The following is a 23,350-nucleotide window of genomic DNA, read 5'->3' as shown; positions in this document are numbered from 1 at the left end:
TGCGACGGTTTGAGCTCTGTCATAGTTCGCCGCAGCGGCGGAAACTGATTCTGCAGCAAGAGGAGGAACGAATCATAACTCAACCCTCTGTTGCTAGACGGCGAGTCGTTGTGGGGCAACTGCATGAGTGTCCGTTTATCGTGCTACGCTGACTTCCCTATGGTATCTCGAATCAAATCTTCATCGCCTCGTTCACCTCGGCCAGAGTTGCTTTCGCAACCTTCGCGGCTCGCTCACTGCCGTCGTGAATGATCTCGTCGATGCGTGATGGGGTGCTCGTCAGTGCGGCGCGGGCGTCCCACATGGGGGCCATGCGCTCAACCATCTTATCCGCCACCTGTTTCTTGCAGTCGATGCAGCCGATCGCGGCGGTACGGCAGTCTGTGTTGATCTGATCCTGCACCGCTTGCGGTGAATAGATTTTGTGAAACTCGTAAACCGGGCAGACCTCGGGATTGCCGGGATCCGTCCGCCGCACGCGCGCCGGGTCCGTGACCATCGTCTTCAGCTTCTGCCGGACCACCGGTTCCGTATCCGAGAGATTGATCGTGTTGCCGTAGCTCTTGCTCATTTTGCGCCCGTCGGTTCCCAGCACCTTGGGGAACTTGGTGAGGTACTCTTTGGGCTCGGGGAAGACGGACTTCTTGTAGATGTCGTTAAAACGCCGGGCCACTTCCCGCGTGAGCTCCAGGTGCGGCAGTTGGTCTTTTCCGACCGGCACGAAGTCCGGCTTGTACAACAAGATATCTGCGGCCTGGAGAACGGGATAGCCGAGAAAGCCATAGGTGCTGAGGTCTTTTTCTTTGATCTCTTCCTGCTTTTCCTTGTAGGTCGGATTGCGCTCCAGCCAGGAGACGGGGATCATCATCGAAAACAGGAGATGCAGCACAGCGTGCTCGGGGATGTGCGATTGGATGAACACGGTCGAGCGTTTCGGGTCGATGCCGGCGGCGAACCAATCGATCAACAATTCGCGCACGAATTCTTTCAATCGGCTGGTGTCGGCGTAGTTGGTCGAGAGGGCGTGCCAGTCGGCGACGAAGAAGAAGCAGTCGTGCTGCTCTTGCAGGAGCTTCCAGTTTTCCAGGGCGCCGAGATAGTTGCCGAGGTGCATCAAGCCGCTGGGCTGCATGCCGCTGAGGACGCGTTTCCGTGGTGCATTGGTCATTGGATGACTCCTGTACCGAAGCCCTTTGTGATCGAAAAACCGGTGCCGGAGAGGGCCTCGACAAATGTGCCGGTGATAAGAGGGATGAGCCCCGTCGAGATCTGCATGCCGCTGAGGAAAGGTCCCCTTAGTGCAGTGGTCATTGCATGGCTCCTGTGCCGAAGCCCAGTGCCGTGGAGAGAAGGGTGCCGGACAGGGCGTTGGCGAATGTCCCGGTGATCGTATGAATCACGCGGAGTTCTTTGTCGAAGACGATGAGTCCCATGAGGATCATCATGCCATACGGCTCCAGCTTCGCCAGCGCGAGGGCCGGTTGGGGAGGCAGCAGGCAGGTCAGGATGCGCCCGCCGTCGAGCGGCGGGATGGGAATCAAATTGAAGAGCGCCAGAAAGACGTTAATGAGGACGGAGTACAGCGCCATGACGGAGATCGGCAGCAGGATCATGGTGGCCGGGCTCGATGGTTCGGCCTCGCGATCGGCGGCCTGTTGCTGCAACAGGGTGGGATCGAAGGCCAGGAGTCCTGCGACGACCAGGGCGCTGAGTGTCGCCAGAAGGAGATTCATCCCCGGCCCTGCGGCGGCGACGAGGGCCATATCGCGCCGGGGTTGCCGCATGTTCCGCAGATCGATGGGGACGGGTTTGGCCCAGCCGAGAAGGAAGCTCCCGGGCAGGGCGAGGCAGAGCAGCGGCAGAATGATCGTGCCGAGCGGATCGATGTGCGCCACCGGGTTGAAGGTAAGCCGCCCCTGAAGCTTGGCCGTGGGGTCGCCGCATTTGTCGGCCACCCACCCGTGGGCATATTCATGGAACACCATGGCGAAGAGCAGGGGGAGCCCCATGTAGGAAATTTTATGAATGATCGGGGCGAGGGTGTCCATGTACGGTCCGGTTAGTCGAGCTGCACAAACTTACCGTGTTTGACTTGCAGGAGAAAGAGGGGGCGGTGCAAGGTGCCTTCCGGTCCGAAGCCGGCCGGTCCCAGGAGGGTGGGCAAATCTTGTTGAGCTGAGAGGAACGCTCGAACCGCCTCGCCCGATGTGGCGCCATGGCGCACGGCTTCGAGAACGAGTCTGGCTGCGTCGTAGCCTTGCATGGTAAAGAGCGTCGGGGTCCCTGAAAAACGTTTCTGGTATCGCTGCACGAAATCCTGCACGTTCGAATTCGGACTGTCAACGAAGAATCCGTCCACAAAGACAGCGCCGTCCACGGTGCGGTCCGCCGTGCGGAGAAAGTCCTGGGAGTTCCAGCCATTGGTGCCCAGGAGCGGGACCTTCACATCGTGAAAGGCGAGCTGGGCCGCCAGGAGGCCGATCTCGCTGGCGCGACTGGGGATAAAGATTGCATCGAATCCGGGGGTATAGAGAATCCGCTTATCGTTCTTGCCGATCGGCTTCCCAGCCGGTCGTGACGGGTCGTAGGGGACCGCGAGGCCGAATTTCTTGAGATCCGCTTCCTTCAGCCGTTTGATCTGCGGGGCAAAGTCGGTGTCGCCTTCCTTGAAGGACTCCATGGCGATGATTTCGCCGTCATGCTGCCGGATTTCCTGCGCAAAGAGGCGGGCCTGCTCGCGCCCGTAGACGGTATCGGGATAGAGGATACAGAAACGCCGGTATTCTTGTTCTTTCGTGGCGTAGTCCGCGATGCGTTTGGCCTGCAGCGCGTAGGTCAGTGTCGTGCTGAAGACATAACCGCCCAGGCGGCGGACGTTGGGGAAGGTCGCTGCCGGTGTGATCAAGGGGATCCTGGTGCGCTCGGCCATTTCCGCCATCACCGGAAGGTTCTTCGACAACACCGGACCGATCACGGCCAGGGGGCGGTCGTCGGTTAGGAGGGTGGAGAGATCGTCGAGGAACGAGGGACGATCGGATTCGTTGTCTTTCACGAGCAGGCCGACCGAGGGAACGCCGGTTTGTTCGCGGGCCCGTTCGACCGCCAGCTGGATGCCTTCAAGTATTTCGTTGGCGAAGGGAGCGAGACGGCCGGAGAGCGGCAGGACGGTGGCAATGAAGTATTGGTTTGCCTTAAGCCTGGCCTTCAGTTGGGCCAGGGTTTCCGTCGCCCTGGGCTCATAGGGATGATTGGGAAACTGTTTGAGGAATTGCTGGATCTGCCGTTCCGCGAGATGGTCTTCCCCCCGCATGCTGTAGATCTCAATCAGCCGGATCGATGCGAGGTCTCCGGGAAAGGTTCTCGGGTACAGGTCGCGTACGCGGATGAGCGCCTTCTTATCGAGCTTCTCAGTGAGAAGTTCCTGAATCTGGTCCCGGGTGTCGGCGGTCTGTTGTTCCGTCCCTTCCGCGATGTCTTCGAGAAGGACCTGAATCGCCCGCACGTAGTCTTTTTTCTGCGCCAGAAACTCGGCGGTGAGCTTGCGGGCTTCCCGCTTCGTGTCGCTATCGGCCGCGCCGGTCCGGAGTTGCGCGAGGAGAGGCAGCGCCAGATCGATGTTACCCATGGCGGCATGAGTCTGGGCGAGCAGCACCTTGCCCCGGTCGCTCAACTCCGAGGCGGGAAACTCGGTGGCGAGCTGGGTCAAAACCTTCAAGGCTTCGGGATATTCCTTCATGTTGAGGAGGGCGGCCCCCAGGAGCAGATAAGTATCGTCGAGGTATTCGGGGCGGGGCGAGGTCGCCAGATACCGGCGGAGCATGGTGGAGGCGGATTCCGCATCCCCCTTGTCGATGAGGCGCTTCGCCTGGGCCAGGACGGGAGGATCGCTTGCCGGAGATTTGGGATCAATCGCTGCGGCCGCGTGCGTAGAGACGAAGAAGAGGGTGCTGCAGAGGACGAGGAGCGCCCCCATGACGCAGAGAAGCAGATATCGTCGGTCTGTGAGCTGAACCGGCATGTGGGTGTTGAATACGTGGGTGATTGTTGTTGTGGTACCGAGTGACTAGTATCGGAAAGGGTGCGGGGTGTCAAGGAGAACTGCCGGTCGTTTCATTGAGTTCATCGGGGAGAGTTGGCTATAGTTTGTCGCGGATGCGGATAGCCGGTTCGATTCTTGGCAACTCGGTGTGCCGCCTGTGCTCACTCATCTATGGCAGAACTTCCCGAACAGGTGCTTGACCCGCTGGCCGAGCGCTATCTCAGCCACCTCCGTGTCGAGGGAGGTTTGGCGACCAACACGTTGGAGGCGTACCGGCGCGATCTGTCCAAACTGCAAGCGTTTCTGAGCCGGCATCGACTCCACATGAATGCGCCGGTTTCCCCGCCGCAATTGGTCGGGTTTCTGGCTTCATTGAAAGCGGAGGGCCTGTCTCCGGCTTCGATGGCCAGAACGCTGTCCGCGATGCGCGGGTGGTTCCGCTTTCTCGTGCGCGAGAGGATCGCCGACATCAATCCGACGCGTGATCTCGCCACGGCGCGGCGGGGGACCAGGTTGCCGAGTACCTTGACGATGCAGGAAGTGACGGCCTTGCTGGAGTTGCCGGCCGTGCAGACCGTTGAAGATGCTCGGGACCGGACGATGCTCGAACTGATGTATGCCTCGGGATTGCGGGTGTCGGAACTCGTGGCGCTGGAAGTCGTCCGGCTGGATCTGGCCGTCGGATGTTTGCGCGTGCACGGGAAAGGCTCGAAGGAGCGACTGGTGCCGATCGGAGAGGCCGCGCGCGATGCGCTGGTGCACTATCTCGATCATGTGCGGCCGGTGATCTTGCAGCGACGATCATCGCGCGCGCTCTTCGTCTCGCGGCGCGGCGGGCCGCTGACCAGGCAGGCCTTCTGGAAAATCGTCCGGCAACGGGCCAGGCGGGCGGGCATCACCAAGCCGATTTCCCCCCACATGCTGCGGCATTCGTTTGCGACCCATTTACTGGAGGGCGGCGCCGATCTTCGCGCCGTGCAGGCCATGCTGGGCCACGCGAACATCGCGACCACGCAAATCTACACGCACGTCGAGCGCGGACGACTCACGCAGGTGCATCGGCGATTTTTCCCCCGTCAGGCGCGGCGCTCAAAAGTCTGAGGGGATGCGCCGCGAAAAATATTTCTGTGCGCGCCGGAAAACTGCAAGAATAGTGCGAGAATCGGTTGACAAGCTCAGAGGGACTTGATAGCATCCGCCAAGCTTGTGAGGAATAGCGGGCGGATAGCTCAGTTGGGAGAGCGCTGCCCTTACAAGGCAGAGGTCACAGGTTCGATCCCTGTTCCGCCTACCAGGGTAGACTGGTTCGCGTGGGCAGGTCGAAGAAAGAAGATAGAGCCATTCTAAGTGTTGGAAGCGACCGACCGCTAAATATCGTCTTGTCGTTCCGATCATCCGCCAAATGTAGAGTCTCGAGGGGCCGTCGTTCAGCCTGGTTAGGACGCCAGATTGTCAATCTGGAGGTCGCGGGTTCAAATCCCGTCGGCCCCGCCATTTTCTCCAGAGTTTGGTACACTCCATCACACTACGGTGTGTCGTGATTAAAGGAGGGAGACGCTAGCGCCTTATGTTCCAGTCAGGTCCCATGGGTCTTCTCGGATCGCTGGGGGTGGTGTCGAAAGTTGTTCTTCTGCTCCTGTTCCTCTTGTCGGTCCTGTCCTGGGCGGTCATTCTCCTCAAATGGAAAGTGTTCCGGGCGGCTGATGCGGAAGATCACCGCTTCATGGCCGTGTTGGCGAAGTCCAAGGATGTGGACGAGGTTGCGCGCCACGCCCATCGTTCGGCCGGGAGCCCCTGCGCGAAAATTTTTCACGGCGTGGTGGATCGGCTCGGGAGTGGACAGGAAGCGCATGAAGGTGGAAGCGCGCCGGCATTGGATCGCCACGTCGTGGAGCGCACCGCACAGCATCTTGCCCAGGGCCAGCTCTCGCAGCTCGAAGCCTACCTGCCGTTCCTGGCCACAACGGGAAACATCAGCCCCTTCGTCGGGTTGCTGGGGACCGTCATGGGCATCATCGATTCATTCAGAGAAATCGGCTCCCAGGGGACAGCCAGCATTGCGGCGGTGGCGCCGGGTGTGTCTGAAGCGCTGGTCGCCACGGCGGCCGGGCTCTTCACAGCGATTCCCGCGGTGATCGCCTACAATTATTTTCTTTCGCGTATTCGCGGCACGGCATTCCGGATGGATTCTGTGACCGTGGAACTCCTTGCCATGTTAGCGTCCAAACCGAAGCCGGGATCCGGCGGAGCCAAGGGATGATCCTCGAAACCCGCCAGCGCCGTTTCATGGCGGAGATCAATGTGATTCCGCTGGTCGACGTGGTGCTGGTTTTGCTTGTCATCTTCATGGTGACGGCGCCTATGTTGTATCGCGGGATGGACATCACCTTGCCGAAGTCGGCGTCGAATACGATCAAGCCGGAGATCCGAGCCGTGCTCACGATTGAAAAAGATCAACGGCTGTATCTGGACAAGGATCAGGTCAGCGTCGTGCAGCTAGAGCGGAAGCTCAGGCTCCTCAAGGAAGAGCATGCCGATGTGTCGCTGTATCTGCGCGCCGATCGCGACGTGCCCTACGGAGTCGTGGTGCAAGTGATGGACGGGGTGAAGAAGGCGGGCATCGAGAAGCTTGGGATGGTGACGGATCCCACAGGGCCGGAGCGGGTGACGGACCCTTCATCCGTTCGTCGCAAGAACTAGAGTCTTGAATTGCTATGGTGCAGGCTTCGGCACAATCACGCCTGTGGCTGGATGAAGATGCTCAAGGGCAGATCACCCGTCATCTCCGGCGGGCGGTGGTCTGGTCCATGGTCCTTCATCTGGTTGTGCTGGTTGCGGTGACGTGGGTCCGGTGGCCCCGGCATGGAGAGCAGCCGCTGGCATCCATCGAAATCTCGCTCGCGTCGTTGCCGACTCCGCCGGTGAACGTGGTGGAGCCGGTGAAGCCCCCCGTCAAACAGGTCGAGGTTGCCAAGGCGCCTGCTCCGGCCCCGCCGGTAAAAACGGCGCCGGTTGCGCCGCCGCCAGTCAGGCCTGCACCCGTTGCTCCGGCGCGGCCGGCGCATGATCCGATGCGTGACTTGATGAAGGGGATTGAGCTGCCTCCGGACGCGCCCAAGCTTGGAGATTTCAGCCCGACCGACAGGCCGAAAAAATCTCAGGAACCGGCGGTGCCCGCGGTCGCGAAGCTGAAGTTGCCCGACGTCCCGCTCGCTCAAGAGACGAAGGAGCTTCCGAAGACGCCGGCCGAGGCGAGGCCCAAGGCTGCGTTGAGCGAAGAGGTCAACCGGGAGCTGGACGAGGAGCTGAATAAGATCAAGAAGGTTGAGTTGCCGAAGGAGCCGAAGCCGCTTCCGGCGGAGGCGCAGCCCAAGCCTGCGTCACCGCGTGAGGCCAAGATTCCGAGTGTAAAAGCGGTCGATACCACGCTCAAGGTTCCCGGTATCGCTCCGGGATCCAATGCCTATCTGGCACGGGTGCGGCAACGAATCAGCGCGGTCTGGTCCGCGCCGCCGGTCGATGTGACGGCTCAGGTCTATTCGGTCGTGGTCAAGTTCCGGTTGCACCGGAACGGGACCGTGAGCGGGGTCGCGGTCGAGCAGTCTTCGGGGAATGAATATTACGATCTGGCCGGGAAGCGCGCGGTCATCAATGCCGAGCCGTTGCCGGGGTTTCCACCCGAGCTGACGGAGTCTTATTTTGATGCCCACTTTACCTTCACGGTCGGGGAGCAGAACGGATAAGCCATGAGACTCAGAACCGCTCTTCTGCTGATGTGTTGTGCGCTGGTGGGGGTGATCGGCATTATCGAGTCCGGCGCCACGGATGTGTTTCTGGAGGCGACACGCCCCGATTTTCAAAAAATTCCCGTGGGGGTGATCGGCATTCAGAATACCGGGGGGCCCGAGTGGCTGGGTGGCCGGTTGGAAGAAGTATTGAAGTCCGATATCCGCCGCTCGCTGGTGTTTGCCTTGCTGGATGTGCCGAACCTCGGACTCAAAGACGTGGGCACGGTCCCGAATCCGGCTTTCAAGCAGGCGGTGGCGAATGGCGCGTCTGTCCTGGTATGGGGGAAAGCGGGCCTGAAGGCGGGAGACAAAGATGCTGATGTCAGCATGGACGGCTTTGTCTACGACGGGGGGAGTAATGAGGTGGTCGGAGGCAAGCGCTACGTCGGCTCCTCCTCCGTCGTCCGCTTGATGGCCCACCGTTTCGCGGACGAGCTGGTCTTCCGGTACACAGGAGAGCCCGGTATCGCCAGAACGAAAATCGCCTATGTGTCCGAACAGGGATCGGCGCGAGAACTATTCGTCATGGATTACGACGGGTATGAGCCGCGCCAGTTGACGGCCGACGGGTTTCTGAACCTGATGCCCCGCTGGTCGCCCGACCGCCGGTTTCTCGTCTTCACGGCCTATCGCAACCGGAACACGCAGGATATCGACATGATCGAGCTGGCGACGGGGAAGCGCTGGACACTGGTGTCGCTCAGCGGGCTCAACATTACGCCCGCCCTTTCGCCGGACGGAAACTTCCTCGCCTTTGCGTCCAGTTATGAAGGGAATTCGGAACTCTATCGGCTGGATACCAGGACCAAGGCGTTGCATCGGTTGACGACCCATGCATCGGGCGACCTCTCGCCTTCCTGGGCTCCTTCGGGAAGGGAGCTGGCGTTCGCTTCGGATCGCAGCGGCGGGCCGCAGATCTTCCTGATGAGCTCGGACGGCTCGAATGTCCGACGCCTGACCTTTGAAGGCGATTATAATGCCGCGCCGGCCTGGTCGCCGCGAGGGAATTGGATCGCCTATGTCTGCCGGACTCCCAAAAAGGAGTATAAACTCTGTCTGATCACGCCGGACGGGCAGAAGCGGGTGCAGCTCACGACCGGCCCGGGGGTTGATGATTCGCCCTCGTGGTCGCCGGATGGACGCCATCTGGTCTTTAGTTCAACGGCCGACGGCAAAAGCCAGATTTACATGATCAACGCGGACGGCAAAGATCTTGAGCGAGTGACATTCACTGGGGTACATAACAGTGCGCCGGCCTGGTCGCCGGCCTCATAATGCGCAAGCAACGGCCACAGAGTACAACTATTTATGATGACGTTCTGCTGGGGTGCCCAGGGGATGTCCTTTTCTAGATGGAGGAGAGACGACATGCGGACAACACGAGTGATCTGGTATCTGCCGATGGTGGCCGGTTTGTTGCTGATGGCCGTGCCAGGCTGTTCAAAGAAAGGCGTACAATCCGGCGGGGATACCCAATCCTCGCAGAAGGGAGCCCAGGGATCCGCCGGTACTGCCGGTCCTGAGGGAGGGCCGAGCGGGGGAGTCGGGTCGAACTTTCCCGACACGACGCTCTCCAACAGAGATGAGAATGCGTCCAGCGGACTTCGCGGGCTGGATTCTGTCGGGGGAGGGAAGAGTCCCGCCGAAGAGCATGTCACGAATGGGACCATGATGGCCAAGGTGGAACCATCCCAGAGCAGTCGCGAAATGGATGCCACCCGTGCCGCAGAACAAGCAGCCGCCGAGGCCGCAGGATTGCGGGATGTCTTTTTCGCGTTTGATAGTTTTGTCATCACGGAAGAGGGGCGGCAGGCATTGTCGCGCGATGCAGAGTGGATCAAGGCCAATTCCGGCGCGGGCCTGAAAATTGAAGGACATTGCGACGAGCGCGGAACTTCCGCCTATAACCTGGTGCTCGGGGAAAGGCGCGCGAAGGCCGTCCGGAATTACCTGGTCGAACTCGGGGTGAGCGCCAGCCGATTGAGCGTGGTGTCTTTCGGCAAGGAGCGACCGTTCTGCAAAGAACAGAACGAATCCTGCTATGCGCAGAATCGTCGCGGCCACGTGGTGATCAAGTCCGGGAAGTAAGCGGGGCCAGTCGTTCTGATGCTGGAGCACGCGGTTGTGGCTAGTCACATCGATCATTACCGGCAAGTGAGGTGTTCCGTGGCTATTGTTCTAGTCCTGTTCATGATGCTGCTGTCAGGGTGTGTCGCTCAACAGGCTGATCTGAAGAAAGCCGAACGTGATCTTCAACAGAAGATGCGGCAACAGGATGAGCAATATTCGCAGGCCAGGGCCCGGCAGAGCCAGGAGATTTCCTCGCTACGGGAACAGGAATTGCCACAACTGCATGGTGAGCTGGAAAAGGTGCGGCATGAGGCGCAGGAACTCCATGCCAAGCAGGAGGACCTCAAGCATCGGTCGGCACAACTTGAAGTGCAGACCAAGAAGCTGGAGCAGTTGGCTGCCAAGCTTGAAGCTGATTCGAATACCCGGTATGCGTGGCTTCAAAAGAGTCTCGATACCCAGGATGCGAAGGTGAATGCCCGGCTCGATAAGATGTCCGAGGATGTCTCGAAAGCGATTGATGGGATGAAAGAGCATCTGGCCGGCGTGGTGAAGAAGACCAACGAGGATATGGCCAGGCGGGTGGATCTGAAGCTCGATGAGCAGCAAAAGGGGGCTGTCGAGAGTCAGCACCGCCTCGATCAGGTCTCTCAGAAGTTCACCCAATTCAATCAGGCCCTGACCGGGTTCAAGGAAGCGTTGAACGGATTGAATGAGAGGGTCGGGCAGGAAGAGCAGGCTTCGAAGGGATTGGCGGCCAAGCTGGACGCCAGCAGCCGGGAGACGACTGCCTATGTAAATGAGGCGAATAAGTCGACGACGGCGTATGTGGAGACGGTCAAGAGGAGTGTGGATTCCGTCGCGCGAACTTTGGATGCGATGAATCAAAAGGTGGTTTCTCGCTTCGAGGATCAGGATCGCCGGCTTGATGCCCTCACACGATCGGTCGATCAGGTGAGTCAGAAAACCGGGGGGCGTCAGTCGAATCCGAAGCATGTCCTGCGATCTCAGCCGGCCCCATCGGCGGAAGTCAGCGGGGTTGAACGGGCGTCGCAGGAGTTCGAGCAGAGCGTCGCAACGAGCCAGTCCCCGGCCTCCTCGAATGAGGACTCAGCGGCGGCGGCCACGCCGCCCGCTGCGCTGGTTGCTCCTGTGGAGGCGCCACAGGCTGGCGAGCCGGCGCGAGCGTCGGTCGCAGCGGACCGTGAACAGTATGAGCAGGTGTTGGGGCTCTTTCGTGGGGGCGATCTCGACGGGGCCCGGAGGGGGTTTTCGGCGTTTCTGGCCAGCTATCCGAATTCAGACCTGGCTCCCAACGCGCGCTATTGGCTCGGCGAAGCCTATTACGGCACGAAAGATTATAAGAAGGCGATCGATGCCTATGACAAGGTGGAGTTGGATTATCCCCGCAGCGAGAAAGTTCCGGCGGCCATTCTGAAGAAAGGCTATGCCTATCTCGCCTTAAAGGATAAAAAGCGGGCCTCCTCCGCTTTCAAGCAAGTGGTCACGTTGTATCCCAGGACTCCGGAGGCCGGTAAAGCATCCGACAAGCTGGCTCAGTTGAAGGAGGGGCGGTAGAGATGATGTCTTCACGTGCGCAGTCCTGTGTGTGGACGATGGCAGTCGCCGGCCAGGTGCTGATGCTGGCGGGTTGCGCCAAGCATGCCGATTTCATTGAACTGAGAGATCAAGTTTCGACAGTGGCCCGCTCGCAGGAGCAAGACCACCAGCGGGTCGATGCGGCATTGCGCCGGATGGAGTCCCTCGAGCGCATGAAGGACGGTGAGTCGGGTAAGGCCCGGCTAGATGAGTTCGCCGCGCGGCTTCAAAAGATCGAGACGCGACTGGCGAAGTTTGAGGAGGGGCAAGGGCTCTCGTCTTCCAAGCTGGAGCCGGCTCCGCCCGAGGTCCAGAAGCCGGCCAAGCCGGCCAAGCCTCAGAGCCAGGCGGAAAGTCCGACGATCGTTCCCAATGTCCCGGGCATTACTCCGACGTCGGCCTTCAATCTGGCCTACAACGATTACCTGAACGGAAAATATGAGTTGGCGGTCGCGGGATTCCAACGGTTCATCAAGGATTTTCCCGGCACGTCGCTGACCCCGAATGCCCATTACTGGCTTGGGGAGTCCTATTACAATCAGAAAGACTACACGCGGGCGATTCAGGCCTTCGAATATCTGGTCACCGAATATCCGGGGAATGAAAAGGTCCCGGCTGCGTTGTACAAGCTCGGCCTTGCGACGGCGGAAACCGGCGATCTGGTGAAATCACGGAAATATCTCAAGCATGTGCTGGAAGACTTTCCCGCATCCGACGAAGCCAAGCTCGCAAAGAATAAACTCGCCGAACTTCGATGACCGTCGCAGATATGCGACGGCCCGCCCGAATCACTCAGCCGGGCCTCATTCTTCGCGGAGCCTGACACTGTGGTGACCACCGGCCTCAGCGGAAAGATTCACGTCCTGCCGGGCGACGTCATCAGCCGGATCGCCGCCGGAGAGGTCATCGAACGGCCCGCGGCGGTGGTCAAGGAACTCATCGAAAACAGTCTTGATGCCGGCAGCCGCACGATCGCGGTCGATGTGAAAGACGGCGGGATGGCGATGATCCGCGTAACGGACGACGGCGAAGGGATGACCAGGACCGATGTCCCGCAGGCCTTTGAACGGCATGCCACCAGCAAGCTCCGGTCGGACCGGGATCTCTGGTCGATCCGCACGATGGGATTCCGCGGGGAGGCACTTCCGAGCATCGCCTCGGTGTCCAAGGTCCGGCTCGTGACCGCCACCAAGCTCGATGCCGTCGGGACCGATCTGCACCTGGCCGGGGGCCGTATCCAGCAGGTGCTCGACGCGCCGCCGGTCGTCGGGACCCGCATCGAAGTCACAGAGCTGTTTTATAACCAGCCGGCCCGGAAGAAGTTTCTGAAGTCGATGCCCACGGAATGTTCCCACATTACCCATGTGGTGCAGCAGGCCGCGCTGGCCTGGCCGTCGGTCCATTTCAAGCTTACGAGCAACGGGCAGGAGGTGTTGAATTGCCCGGCCGTATCCACGGCCAAGGATCGAATCGGCCAGATCTATCGGCGGCTGTTTCTCGATCACGCGGTGGCGGTGCAGGGAGAACAGCCCGGGGCGGCGATCAGCGGGCTGATCATCGACGCCAACCATGCAAAAGCGTCACGGACGCCGCAAGAACTCTTCGTCAACAGCCGGCCGGTCCGCAACGCCGCGATCCTCCATGCGGTGGCGGAGGGCTACGGCTCTTTTTTACCCAAAGGGCACCAGCCCCAATTTGTCCTCTTTCTGGAGATCGATCCCGACGGCGTGGATGTGAATGTCCATCCGGCGAAGCGGGAAATCCGGTTTGCCGCAACCGAAGCCATCCATCAACTCGTCCGTCGCGCAGTTCGTCAGGCGTTGGGCCGCAGCGAGGGGGCTTCTTCCCATCCGCATGATACGGTGCGTGAGCGGGGGGCGGTGGAGCCAGCGGGTATTCCGTCCTGGTCGCAGGGGGTGTCCGTCGGTACGCCGGGGGCCGCCCTGCAGGTCGGCTCAGGCGGATCGGCGGAAAGCATTCCTCGCGTGGAGCAATTGGCCTTTGTCAGTGAGGCGGCAGAGCCCTATGTTCGTGTGCCCTCGTCCGAAGTGGTCGCGCTGGGACAACTCAACCGCACGTATCTCGTCGTCCAGCTTGGCGGGGCCCTGACCATCGTCGATCAACATACGGCCCATGAACGGGTGTTGTTTGAACGGCTCTATCGTGCCTGGCAATCTCGCGGGATGTCGTCGCAGCCCTTGCTCATCCCCGAGTCGGTCGAACTCACGGCTCCCCAGGCCGCGTTACTGCAACGCTATCAGGGTGATCTTGAACAGCTCGGCCTCGGTCTCGAACCGTTCGGGCCCGCCACTGTGCTGGTCCGGAGCGTCCCGCTTGGTATCGGCAAGGTTGACGCGGGGGCGTTTCTGCAGGATGTGCTCGACGATCTGAGCCAGTGGGACCGGGCGTCGAGCCTGGAGGATCGGGTGCGTCCGGTTTTGGCGTCGCTGGCCTGCCATGGCGCCGTCAGAGCGGGGCGTGCCATGGAACTGCCCGAGATCAAGCACCTTGCCGAGGATTGGCTGGCGGAGGGAAAGATCCAGACCTGCCCGCACGGCAGGCGAACAGTGTTCCATCTGGGTGCGGAAGAGCTCGAGAAAATCTTCGGGCGCGTTGGGTGGAAGGGGGACGGGTCCGTCTAACCGCCATGCGTGTGTTATCCGAGAACGTGCGCCGGCATCGTCCCGTGGTCGTGTTGCTGGGGCCCACCGCGGTGGGGAAAAGCGCAGCGGGAGTGCAGGTGGCCAAGCGGTACGGCACGGAGATTCTGACGGCGGACTCGCGGCAGGTGTATCGGGGGATGGATATCGGGACGGACAAGCCGTCCATTGATGAGCGTCACGGCGTGCCTCATCGCCTGATCGACCTCGTCGAACCAGACGAGGTCTTCAATACCGGACGGTATCGGCGGGAAGCGTTGATCGAGATCGAACGGGCGTTCGGGGAGGCCCGGCTTCCATTCGTCGTCGGCGGGACGGGGCTCTATATCCGGACGCTCGTCCGCGGAATCTGCGAGGCGCCGCAGGCCGATCCGGAGATCCGGAAGGAACTCTTCCGGATCGTTCAAGCGCAGGGCCGCGACGGGCTGTATGCCGAGCTGGTTCGTGTGGATCCGGTGACGGCGGCGAAGCTGCATCCGAACGATGAGTCCAAGGTCATCCGGGCATTGGAGGTCTATCGTCTGTCCGGGGTGCCCCTCTCAAGCCTGCAAACGCGGCATGCGTTTCAGGATACGGCGTTCGCCGTGTTGCTCATCGGACTCCAGCGGCCGAAAGAATGCCTGTATCACCGGATCGAGGCGCGCATCGATTGGCAGTTGTCGCACGGCATGATAGAAGAGACGCGCGCATTGTTGGCGAAGGGGTACGGCAGGGAACTTGGCTCCATGAAGGGGCTTGGCTATCGGCATATCGCCGCGCATCTGGCGGGCGAATATGATGATGCCGAGATGGTGCGGCGGTTCAAGCAGGACACGAGACACTTCGCCAAGCGGCAGCTCACCTGGTTTCGGAAAGAGCCGGGCATTGTCTGGCTGCCTGTCGAGGAGCATGAATCGACTGAGGGGATTGCCGACCGCGTGATCGGACAGATCGAGCAGTTCCTGACGGCGTTGGAATCCACGAAGCCGCTGGCGAAAGCGGTTGGCCAGGACACATGAGGGGTCTACGGGGCATGGCACGGAAGGCGAGTCGCGGACAGGTCTCATTGGGGGTGATCGGCGGAAGCGGGTTGTATGACATCGAAGGGCTGACGGCTGTTCGTGATGCGCGTATGCGCACGCCGTTCGGCGTGCCCTCTGATGCGATCCGGATCGGGACGCTGGATGGCGTCGCCATCGCGTTTCTGTCCCGCCATGGGCGGGGACACCGGCTGAATCCCGGCGAGATTAACTATCGCGCCAACATCTATGCGATGAAAGCGCTGGGAGTCCAGCGGATCATTTCGGTCAGCGCGGTCGGCAGTATGAAAGAATCCATTAGGCCCGGCGATGTGGTGCTCCCCGATCAGTTCATCGACCTGACCAAACGCAGAGCGTCGACCTTCTTCGAGGGCGGCGTGGTGGCGCATGTCGGGTTCGGGGAGCCGGTTTGCCCCACGGTGGCGCATGCCCTGGCGGGGGCCGGACAGCAGACCGGGGCCTCGCTTCATGAAGGTGGAACCTATATCTGTATGGAGGGGCCCCAGTTTTCGACCAAGGCGGAATCGAGGCTGTATCGTCAATGGGGCGTCGATGTGATCGGCATGACGAATATGCCGGAGGCGAAGCTGGCCCGGGAGGCGGAGATCTGTTATGCCACGATGGCGCTGGTGACCGACTACGATTGCTGGCATGAGACGGAAGAAGCCGTCACGGTCGAGGCGATTCTCGCGACGCTGCATCAGAACGTGGCGCTGGCCAAACGGATGCTGCGGACGGTGGTGCCGCGCCTCGGGGCCGCGGCGTCAACCTGCGGCTGTCAGCAGGCGCTGCAAACCGCCATCGTCACAGCGCCTGACCGGATTTCTCCTGCGAGTCGGAAGAAGTTGGGATTGTTCCTTGATCGCCTGGCCTTACCGAAGAAAGGGAAAAGGTAACTCCATGGGCAAGTTGTTGGTGGTCGGGTCTGTGGCGTTGGACACCGTGAAAACGCCCTTCGGCGAGGGGACGGACATTCTCGGCGGGTCCGCGACCTATTTTTCGACGTCGGCCAGTTTCTTTACTGGGGTCAGCCTGATTGCGGTGGTGGGCGACGATTTCCCCAAGCAGCATACGGCTTTTCTCAAAAGCCGGGGGATCGATCTCACCGGCTTGGAGCAGAGGCCCGGGGCGACGTTCCGGTGGAAAGGGGAGTACACCCACCAGTTGAACGAAGCGCATACGCTGGACACGCAACTCAACGTGTTTGAAACGTTCCGGCCGAAGATCCCCGAAGCGTACCGGTCCCCCGATGTGTTGTTTCTCGGCAATATCGATCCCGAGTTGCAGCTGGATGTGTTGCAGAAGGTGGAGCGGCCCGGCCTGGTTGCCTGCGACACCATGAATTTCTGGATCAACGGGAAGCGGGATGCCTTGTGGAAAGTGCTGGAGAAGGTGGATGTGCTCATCATCAACGACGGCGAAGCCCGCGCGCTCGGCCAGGACTCGAATCTGGTGAAGGTGGCGAAGCAAGTGCTGTCACGAGGCCCGAAACATCTCATCATCAAGCGGGGCGAATACGGCGTGTTGATGTTCAACGAGAACCAGGTGTTCGGGGCTCCGGCGTTTCCGCTGGAGGATGTGCGGGATCCCACGGGGGCCGGCGACACTTTTGCGGGCGGTTTCCTGGGCTATCTGGCCGCGACGGGCAACTATTCTTCCGAGGCGATGAAGCAGGCCATCATCTTCGGAAGCGTGATGGCGTCGTTTACGGTGGAAGCCTTTAGTCTTGACCGTTTGCGTATCCTGGATTACAAAGAGATTCAAGATCGGTTTCGTGAGTTTAAACGCCTGACGCATTTTGAGGACCTTCCGTGAGCATCCGGCAAAACCGCCGTACCATACCATTGTTCAACGCAGTGGCGTCTGTCGTGTGCGTGGTTGCGGGACTGTGCCTGCTGAATGCCTGCGCTACGAGCGAAGACGCCACGAAGAAGTCCCAGGGGTACTACCAGGAAGGGCTCGCCAGCCTCAATAGCGACCGGCAGAAGGCGTTCGTCGCCTTCCAGAAATCGGTGCAAGCCGATCCGAACAATAAAGAGGCGCACTACGGTCTCGGCCATATTTATGTGTTGCAAGGGAAGTTGCCCCAGGCCGAACGACAATTTCGCGCGGCGATCTCAATTGACGATACCTATTCAGAAGCGCATACCTATCTGGGGCAGGTCCTGGCCACTCAGGGGAAATGGGACGAGGCGATTCGATCGTATCGAGCCGCGTTAGCCAATCCGCTCTATGTGACACCCGATCTGGCCCGGTTTCATTTGGGCCTGGCGCTCGCACATCAGGGAGACTTGCAGGGGGCGATGGAGGTGTTGGAGGATGCAGTGGCGGTGAACCCTCCCAGCGTGGCGCCCGCGTTGACTCATCTTGAACTAGGGCGGGTTTATTGGAAGCTGGGCTATAACGCGAAAGCCCGCGAGGCGCTGAACAAGGTCGTGACGATGGACAAGGGTGGAGAATATGCCGCCGCCGCGACGGAACTCTTGGCTCGGATAAAGTAGTTGAGGGCGTATGGAATCAGTCGGTGAATTTTTTAAGCAGGTCCGGGAAACGAAGGGGCTCACGGTCGACGAAGTGGCCTCGAAAACCCGTATCCGGTCGGATTTTGTCAAGGCCCTGGAGGACGGCAACTTCGCCAAGTTGCCCGATCAGGTGTTTGCCAAGGGATTCGTTCGATCCTATGCCCGTTCGCTCGGCCTGGATGAAGAAGACGCGATTCACCGGTTTACCCAGTCAGCCGGGGCGTTCTACGACAAGCAGGATGAGCGCGAGCGCCTGAAAGTCCGCCAGGTTGAAGAAGAACGCAAACGGCGGGCGAACCGGAAAGCCGTTGCGGTGGCTATCGGGATTGCGGTGTTGACGCTCATCTTTCTGCTCAGCCGCGAACAGTCGTCGGTGCTGAAGCGGAGTACATCCGAGTTGAATACTCCCAAGCGCACAACGTCCGCTTCGACGGAATCCGCCGACTCCGCGGCCGTTCCAGGGCAGGAGGTCGCACGGGGCCCCGCCGTTTCCGGCGAGATCCCTCCGGCTCCGACCAAGCCGGTTCAGGAGGCCCGCTCGAATGAGCCGGTCTCAACCGCCGGGATCACGACCAAGCCGGAATCCGAGCCGGTCTCGACGGCTTCGCCCGGGGCGGACGGTCCGTTGGGGGGGATCTCGATCGATGGAGGCGCGGGCAACCTGGCGGAGGACCAATTGGTCCTTGATCTTGAAGCGGTCGAACTGACGTGGGTGGTGGTGCAGATCGATGGCGGAAGCCCCCAGGAAGCCCTCTTGCGGCCCGGTGAGAAGGCGCATTGGAAAGGTCAGGACCAATTTGTATTGACGCTGGGCAATGCGGGCGGTGTGCGGGCCACGCTCAATGGACAGCCGCAAAAACCTTTCGGGCCCAGCGGAAAAGTTGCGCATGATGTCGTGCTAAAGCGCTAATTCAGTTTCCCCCTTCCCTTCAAGCTATTTCCAGTCCGCCCCTCCCGCGCCCTCCTTTCTCTTCAATGCCTATCTGAATTGTGCAGTGGTAGGTAACGGCTGATCGCTGGCCGGGAAGGTCTGAACAGTGACGGGGGTGCCTGGGCGCAGATATGGGGCATCCGTGGAAGGCTTGTGGCGCAAAGGTGTCTCGTGTTGTCGGGGTGAGCCTCGAGGATTTTTTCAGTGGCTGTAAGTGGTTCATTTATCTCATGCCTCGCGCATGGGGTTGTGGCACGGCCTTTGATAGATCTTCCAGTACGTAGAGCACCCAAGGTCTCGTGATGATGAGACCAGAGGATGGATGGCAAGAGATTGCAGCGGGCGGCCAAATCGCCGGGTGGATAAAGAGCCTGAAGGTTTCTTGACAAGAAACAAATGTGATTGCTATAGTCCGCCCGTTTCATCGCAGTCATTTTTGATGTGGGAATCAACGAGCCAGCGGCCTTAGGCCGAGTTCACGTGCGGTGCGTTCAACACAAAGGAGGATGTGCAATGGGTTATTTTTCAAAGTTTCTGGGAATCAGTGCGGCCCTGATGCTTATGTCGGCCACGGTGGTGGGTGCGGCGGAAAAGGATCCTCTGAAGCCCCGCGTTCCTGCCGACCAGATGGGCGATGCCAAGGCCATGAAGAACCCGGTTGCTTCGACCCCCGAGAGCATCGCCAAGGGCAAGGCGTTGTTTGAGGGCAAGGGCACCTGTTTCAATTGCCACGGTAAGGAAGGCAAGGGCGATGGACCGGCCGGCGCGATTCTTGATCCGAGCCCCCGGGACTTCACCAATTGCAAGTTCCATAAGAAGCGGAAAGACGGTGAGTTGTTCTGGGTCATCAAGAACGGCAGCGCGGGAACGGGAATGGTATCGTTGATCCCGGCCGCGATCAACGAAGAAGAAGCCTGGAACATCATCAACTACGAGCGGAGCTTCTGCAAGGGCGAGTAATTTCTCAAGCAGACAGCGGTTTTCAGAAAGGGGCGGGGGGATTTCCCTCCGCTCCTTTCCTTTTTGTGCGGCGTTCCCACCCCAGCTTTTCTTCCCCGGCTACCCGGTACGCCGATGTCCCGACCGATGCCGTCGCCTGTCGGTAGCCATCAAGAGTGGTGCCGGGGCCTGCTGAGAAAATGGACTCATCGGAGGGGTTCTGACGACCTTGGAATAACCGGAATTACGGTATTTCCTCTCCTCGAATCCCAGCCGGTTTGCTGAGAACGAGCGTCGATGAGAGAGGGTCCGATTTCATCGGCGGGAATATGAACGGATGTTGGTTGCCGCCGAATTGGGATTTTGACGCCCACATGACTTTCTGGCTGACGTAGCCGGCAACTTCTCCCAGCGTCACCGCGCCATCCCGATTTGAATCCGCCTCTCCGCGCAAGGCCCGCAAGAGATAGTAGGTAAAGAGGCCATGACGATGCTTGTCGTCCTCAAGGCCGTTGCTCAGGGCATCGTTACTGATCAGCCGAACTGTGGAGGAGCCGCTGCCGCCCCAGCGGGGAGACGGGTTCCCGGCCTTGGGATTGCTGTGAAGCGGCGAGACCATACCGTCGAACAGCAGGATCGTGTGGTTGGCCTTGAGCCGGGAAAGGGCCGACTCCAAATCTTTCAGGGGATACAAGCGAGTCGCTGTCGCGGGGCTTCCTTCGTACGGGACAAGGAGTATCTCGCCGTCCTGATTTACCATGGCCTGGCCTGAAAAGTAGATGATGACCAGGGCGTCCTTCGTCACGTGCGCAGGCAGCCAGGTCAAGAGGGCTTCGTCGATATCCGCTCGCAAGGCGGTCTGATCTTGAAACAGGCGCACATTCGAGGCGGGGAGGCCCCCGAGCGACCGGAAGTAATTGGCGACCATTCCCGCGTCCAGGGAGGCGAACTTCCGCGGCAAGATCTGCTGATTGCGGTATGAGCCGACGCCGATTGAGATGAGGTAGGTGTCTGGCTGCTGAAAGTCAGTTGCCGATGCCGGAATCTGGTCCACGTCGTCGGCCTTGATCCCGGTCGGTTGTATGGTGACGGCCAGGGTCTGTGTCGGAGCTTTTGTGTGGAGGATGGACTCTTCGACGGTCACGTGCAGTTCGGCTTTCCTGTCCGGGAGGGCAGGCGGAAGTGTGGCCAGGAACTCGACGGATTTCATCTCGCCCGGTTGCAGAGTGGGAAGCGAAAGGGTGGTTGCGGAGAACAGGCTGAGCAGCATGTGTTGGCCCGAGAGTGACACGAGGGCCTGTTCAATCGGCACGATGCCGGTGTTCATCACGTCCACGCGCACGCGAAAGCGTTCGCCGCCTTCGAGAGTGAGGTTGCTGTTTTCGTCCAGCACCATGGATGTGAAGCGCACATTCGATGTACGCGCTGCCGGTGCGGCCTGACGCGGGTGAGCCGGGACCGTTGAGTCCGATGGATCCGGGGGTGGAAAGTGGGGCGCGCCGGTACAGCCGACCGTGAGGCCGGCCAGAAGGCCGAGGAGTGCTTGTGAGCAGCGCATGTGCCGATGGCTCTCAAATGATGGTTGCGGTGCTGCCGGTCTGCGGGATTCTCCCCGCCCGCTTGTTACTGTACTGGAAGAAACTCAAGAACATAACGCAAGAGCCGGAAGCGGTTGCCCCGATGGTGCCGGAACATGAAAGGCATATCAAATGGATTCGGTTTGGAAAAGGAGAGTTGTGAATCCAAAGGTGCCCGGCCTGTCCCGCAGAGATGTCTGGAGGGGAGGGACTATTCCCAGACGGGGAAAGAGGATCTGAGGGGGGAGGGCGAGTCGGGTGCCCGGGGAGGTGAATAGGAGCCGTTGGCGGCGTTGCGATGGATGACGGCCAGTTCGCGGAACAACGCAACCCCATCCCGGAATAACCGCGTTTTCGATCCCGGTTGATCGGACCAGTTGTCCGGCACTTCGTCCCGCACCGCTCGTGTCATCGGCGTGCCTCTCCGCGCATCTTTGGCGCCCAGGTTACGCTGAAGCAGTCTCAGGCCTCATTCAAGTGGCCATGACAGCCTGAGTACTTTCTGAATGATGTCACGATCGGTCGGCCAAACGGGACTTTTCCTCTTTGAAGCCCAGGGAAAGATTAGTGTAAGATGCACTGCTTGGCTGGCTCTCCGGATTCAACCGGGCCGGTGTAGCTGGTTTCTGGTTTTATGTCAGATCAACCGTCGGGAGGAACTGAGTATGGTCATTCGGCGTCAGCAGACGACCAAGTTCATCATTGGTTGCGGACTTGTGTTGGCGACCACGGTCGCGTGCGGGTTCATGGGGAGTCCCGTCGCAACAGCGGCTTCTCCGGCCTTGGCCCAGGGCTTCTCTGAAATTGTAAAGAAAGTGAATCCGGCGGTCGTCAATATTGCTGTGACCGGAGGCGGCGGGGAAGGCCGCCGCCGTGGTCTTCCACCCGGTCCGTTCGGAGGACCTCCGGGAGATGAGCCGGGCGGGGGAGAACTCCCGACGCCGCCTCCGATGCCGCCGGGGCCTCCGGGCGGGCACGGGCGTCCCGAGCAAAGCGCCGGATCAGGAGTCATCTTCGATTCGAACGGGTATATCGTGACGAACAATCACGTCGTGGAGGGCGCGACCCAGATTACGGTCACACTGAGTGATCGGCGGGAGTTCTCGGCCAAGACGGTGGGGACTGATCCCAAGACCGATCTGGCGGTCATCAAGATCGAAGCCAAGGATTTGCCTTCCCTCAAGTGGGCGGAGTACGAGAAGCTGCAGGTCGGCGACCTGGTCCTGGCCGTCGGCAGCCCCTTCGGGCTGAGTTCCACGGTGACGCTGGGCATCATCAGCGCCCTGGGCCGCGGCAACGTGGGTATTGCGGATTATGAAGATTTCATTCAGACGGATGCCGCGATCAATCCCGGAAACTCCGGCGGCGCGCTGGTGAACATGAACGGCGAGCTGATCGGGATCAATACGGCGATTTTCTCGCGGACCGGCGGTTCGGAGGGCATCGGATTCGCGATTCCCAGCAGTATTGCCGTGGACATCGTCGACAGTCTCCAGAAGACGGGGAAAGTCGTCCGGGGTTGGATGGGCGTCGCGATTCAGGAGATTACGCCGGCGCTGGCCAAATCATTCAAGCTGTCGGAGCAGCGCAAAGGCGTGCTGATCAGCGATGTGAATGAGAACGGCCCGTCGCATGCGGCCGGCATCAGGCGCGGCGATGTGGTGATTGCGTTCAACGGGAAGGAAGTGCAGAGCGTCAGCCAGCTCCGGAATCTCGTGGCGCGCACCATGGTGGGGAAAGATGCGCAGGTCAAGATCATGCGCGACGGCAAAGAGCAGACCATCGCGGTGAAGGTGGCGGAACGGCCATCCGACGAGCTGTTAGCCAAGAAGGAAGCGGTTCCACAGAAGGACCAGGGCGAAACCATCAAGCCGCCGGACAATGTGCTGGCGTCGGTGAAGATTCAGGCGCTGGACAACGCGCTGATGAGCCAGTTGAATATTCCGGCCAAGACGACCGGTGTGGTGATCACCGCGGTGGAAGCGGGCGGCCCGGCCGAAGCGGCGGGATTGCAGCGCGGCGACGTGATTCAGGAAGTCAATCACGAGACGGTGAAAACGGTGGATGACTATTTGAAAGCGGCCAACAAGATCAAGAAGGACGAACTGGCGGTGCTGCTGGTCAGCCGGCAGGGCAACAGCCTGTTCGTGGCCGTCAATCCGAAGTAGACCGAGTATGCCGCGTCCGGTGATGGATCCATCGCCGG

23 protein-coding genes and 2 tRNA genes are annotated in these 23,350 nt (G+C 60.4%); 19 read left to right on the top strand and 6 right to left on the bottom strand.

Translation table 11 applies throughout. The annotated features are described in order from the left end of the window. Positions 1-172 precede the first annotated feature (172 nt). The 4 genes from trpS to ACO9S2_RS03975 are packed head-to-tail and all read right to left on the bottom strand — an operon-like array spanning position 173 to position 4,018. The gene (gene trpS, locus ACO9S2_RS03990; protein WP_423720623.1) at positions 173-1,168 is read right to left on the bottom strand and encodes a tryptophan--tRNA ligase; all 996 of its coding nucleotides are present in this window, start codon (positions 1,166-1,168) and stop codon (positions 173-175) included. Then, entirely contained in the window at positions 1,165-1,311 is a 147-nt protein-coding gene (locus ACO9S2_RS03985) for a hypothetical protein (protein ID WP_423720622.1), read from the bottom strand. Before ACO9S2_RS03985 ends, trpS begins: the two co-directional genes overlap by 4 nt. Further along, a complete protein-coding gene (locus ACO9S2_RS03980; protein ID WP_423720621.1) occupies positions 1,308-2,048 on the bottom strand; it encodes a site-2 protease family protein in 741 nt (246 codons plus the stop codon). The genes ACO9S2_RS03985 and ACO9S2_RS03980 overlap by 4 nt, the downstream gene beginning before the upstream one ends. A gap of 11 nt (positions 2,049-2,059) precedes the next feature. Then, positions 2,060-4,018, bottom strand: coding sequence for a penicillin-binding protein activator (locus ACO9S2_RS03975; RefSeq protein WP_423720620.1), 1,959 nt, complete (start codon positions 4,016-4,018; stop codon positions 2,060-2,062). Between the two features lie 192 nt (positions 4,019-4,210). Here ACO9S2_RS03975 and xerD point away from each other — a divergent pair, with 192 nt between their 5' ends. The 17 genes from xerD (at position 4,211) to ACO9S2_RS03890 (ending at position 19,588) form a co-directional block, all read left to right on the top strand. After that, positions 4,211-5,140 (top strand): site-specific tyrosine recombinase XerD, encoded by a 930-nt coding sequence (xerD, locus tag ACO9S2_RS03970; RefSeq protein WP_423720619.1) that lies wholly within the window; start codon positions 4,211-4,213, stop codon positions 5,138-5,140. Positions 5,141-5,257: 117 nt separating this feature from the next. Next, positions 5,258-5,333: transfer RNA gene (locus ACO9S2_RS03965), tRNA-Val, on the top strand. Positions 5,334-5,455: 122 nt separating this feature from the next. Beyond that, positions 5,456-5,533, top strand: a tRNA-Asp gene (locus tag ACO9S2_RS03960). A 91-nt stretch (positions 5,534-5,624) separates the two neighbouring features. Continuing rightward, a complete protein-coding gene (locus ACO9S2_RS03955) occupies positions 5,625-6,299 on the top strand; it encodes a MotA/TolQ/ExbB proton channel family protein (RefSeq protein ID WP_423720618.1) in 675 nt (224 codons plus the stop codon). Beyond that, entirely contained in the window at positions 6,296-6,739 is a 444-nt protein-coding gene (locus ACO9S2_RS03950) for a biopolymer transporter ExbD (protein WP_423720617.1), read from the top strand. The genes ACO9S2_RS03955 and ACO9S2_RS03950 overlap by 4 nt, the downstream gene beginning before the upstream one ends. 14 nt (positions 6,740-6,753) lie before the next feature. Next, positions 6,754-7,782, top strand: coding sequence for an energy transducer TonB (locus ACO9S2_RS03945; RefSeq protein ID WP_423720616.1), 1,029 nt, complete (start codon positions 6,754-6,756; stop codon positions 7,780-7,782). Positions 7,783-7,785: 3 nt separating this feature from the next. Continuing rightward, positions 7,786-9,102, top strand: coding sequence for a Tol-Pal system beta propeller repeat protein TolB (gene tolB / locus ACO9S2_RS03940; protein ID WP_423720615.1), 1,317 nt, complete (start codon positions 7,786-7,788; stop codon positions 9,100-9,102). A 93-nt stretch (positions 9,103-9,195) separates the two neighbouring features. Next, complete coding sequence (pal, locus tag ACO9S2_RS03935; RefSeq protein WP_423720614.1) at positions 9,196-9,915, top strand: peptidoglycan-associated lipoprotein Pal; 720 nt, start codon at positions 9,196-9,198, stop codon at positions 9,913-9,915. A 78-nt stretch (positions 9,916-9,993) separates the two neighbouring features. Continuing rightward, on the top strand, positions 9,994-11,475 hold the full coding sequence (gene ybgF / locus ACO9S2_RS03930; RefSeq protein ID WP_423720613.1) for a tol-pal system protein YbgF: 1,482 nt from the start codon (positions 9,994-9,996) through the stop codon (positions 11,473-11,475). Between the two features lie 2 nt (positions 11,476-11,477). Continuing rightward, positions 11,478-12,254, top strand: coding sequence for a tol-pal system protein YbgF (gene ybgF, locus ACO9S2_RS03925; RefSeq protein ID WP_423720612.1), 777 nt, complete (start codon positions 11,478-11,480; stop codon positions 12,252-12,254). A gap of 69 nt (positions 12,255-12,323) precedes the next feature. Further along, positions 12,324-14,138, top strand: coding sequence for a DNA mismatch repair endonuclease MutL (gene mutL / locus ACO9S2_RS03920; RefSeq protein WP_423720611.1), 1,815 nt, complete (start codon positions 12,324-12,326; stop codon positions 14,136-14,138). A 5-nt stretch (positions 14,139-14,143) separates the two neighbouring features. After that, positions 14,144-15,154, top strand: coding sequence for a tRNA (adenosine(37)-N6)-dimethylallyltransferase MiaA (miaA, locus tag ACO9S2_RS03915; protein ID WP_423720610.1), 1,011 nt, complete (start codon positions 14,144-14,146; stop codon positions 15,152-15,154). Positions 15,155-15,168: 14 nt separating this feature from the next. Further along, on the top strand, positions 15,169-16,071 hold the full coding sequence (mtnP, locus tag ACO9S2_RS03910) for an S-methyl-5'-thioadenosine phosphorylase (protein ID WP_423720609.1): 903 nt from the start codon (positions 15,169-15,171) through the stop codon (positions 16,069-16,071). A gap of 4 nt (positions 16,072-16,075) precedes the next feature. Beyond that, positions 16,076-16,990: a PfkB family carbohydrate kinase gene (locus ACO9S2_RS03905; RefSeq protein WP_423720608.1), complete on the top strand. Its 915-nt coding sequence runs from the start codon at positions 16,076-16,078 to the stop codon at positions 16,988-16,990. Then, positions 16,987-17,676: a tetratricopeptide repeat protein gene (locus tag ACO9S2_RS03900; RefSeq protein WP_423720607.1), complete on the top strand. Its 690-nt coding sequence runs from the start codon at positions 16,987-16,989 to the stop codon at positions 17,674-17,676. The genes ACO9S2_RS03905 and ACO9S2_RS03900 overlap by 4 nt, the downstream gene beginning before the upstream one ends. A 10-nt stretch (positions 17,677-17,686) precedes the next feature. Next, positions 17,687-18,607, top strand: coding sequence for a RodZ domain-containing protein (locus ACO9S2_RS03895; protein WP_423720606.1), 921 nt, complete (start codon positions 17,687-17,689; stop codon positions 18,605-18,607). A gap of 534 nt (positions 18,608-19,141) precedes the next feature. Continuing rightward, complete coding sequence (locus ACO9S2_RS03890; protein ID WP_423720605.1) at positions 19,142-19,588, top strand: c-type cytochrome; 447 nt, start codon at positions 19,142-19,144, stop codon at positions 19,586-19,588. A gap of 223 nt (positions 19,589-19,811) precedes the next feature. Here the strand turns inward: ACO9S2_RS03890 and ACO9S2_RS03885 are convergent, their stop codons facing one another. Continuing rightward, positions 19,812-21,125, bottom strand: coding sequence for a caspase family protein (locus tag ACO9S2_RS03885; protein ID WP_423720604.1), 1,314 nt, complete (start codon positions 21,123-21,125; stop codon positions 19,812-19,814). Here ACO9S2_RS03885 and ACO9S2_RS03880 point away from each other — a divergent pair. Beyond that, positions 21,113-21,307, top strand: coding sequence for a hypothetical protein (locus tag ACO9S2_RS03880; RefSeq protein WP_423720603.1), 195 nt, complete (start codon positions 21,113-21,115; stop codon positions 21,305-21,307). The two genes, ACO9S2_RS03885 and ACO9S2_RS03880, sit on opposite strands and share 13 nt — an antisense overlap. 48 nt (positions 21,308-21,355) lie before the next feature. On the opposite strand, the gene ACO9S2_RS03875 is transcribed toward ACO9S2_RS03880, so the two are convergent. After that, positions 21,356-21,556: a hypothetical protein gene (locus ACO9S2_RS03875; RefSeq protein ID WP_423720602.1), complete on the bottom strand. Its 201-nt coding sequence runs from the start codon at positions 21,554-21,556 to the stop codon at positions 21,356-21,358. Positions 21,557-21,809: 253 nt separating this feature from the next. On the opposite strand from ACO9S2_RS03875, the gene ACO9S2_RS03870 reads away from it, so the two are divergent. Then, positions 21,810-23,312: a Do family serine endopeptidase gene (locus ACO9S2_RS03870; protein ID WP_423720601.1), complete on the top strand. Its 1,503-nt coding sequence runs from the start codon at positions 21,810-21,812 to the stop codon at positions 23,310-23,312. Positions 23,313-23,350 lie beyond the last annotated feature (38 nt).

It is taken from the genome of Nitrospira sp. NS4 (assembly GCF_049546785.1).
Lineage (GTDB): Bacteria > Nitrospirota > Nitrospiria > Nitrospirales > Nitrospiraceae > Nitrospira_D.
Note: the sequence above shows the minus strand (reverse complement) of the source record. Positions and strands in the feature narration are given on the sequence as shown.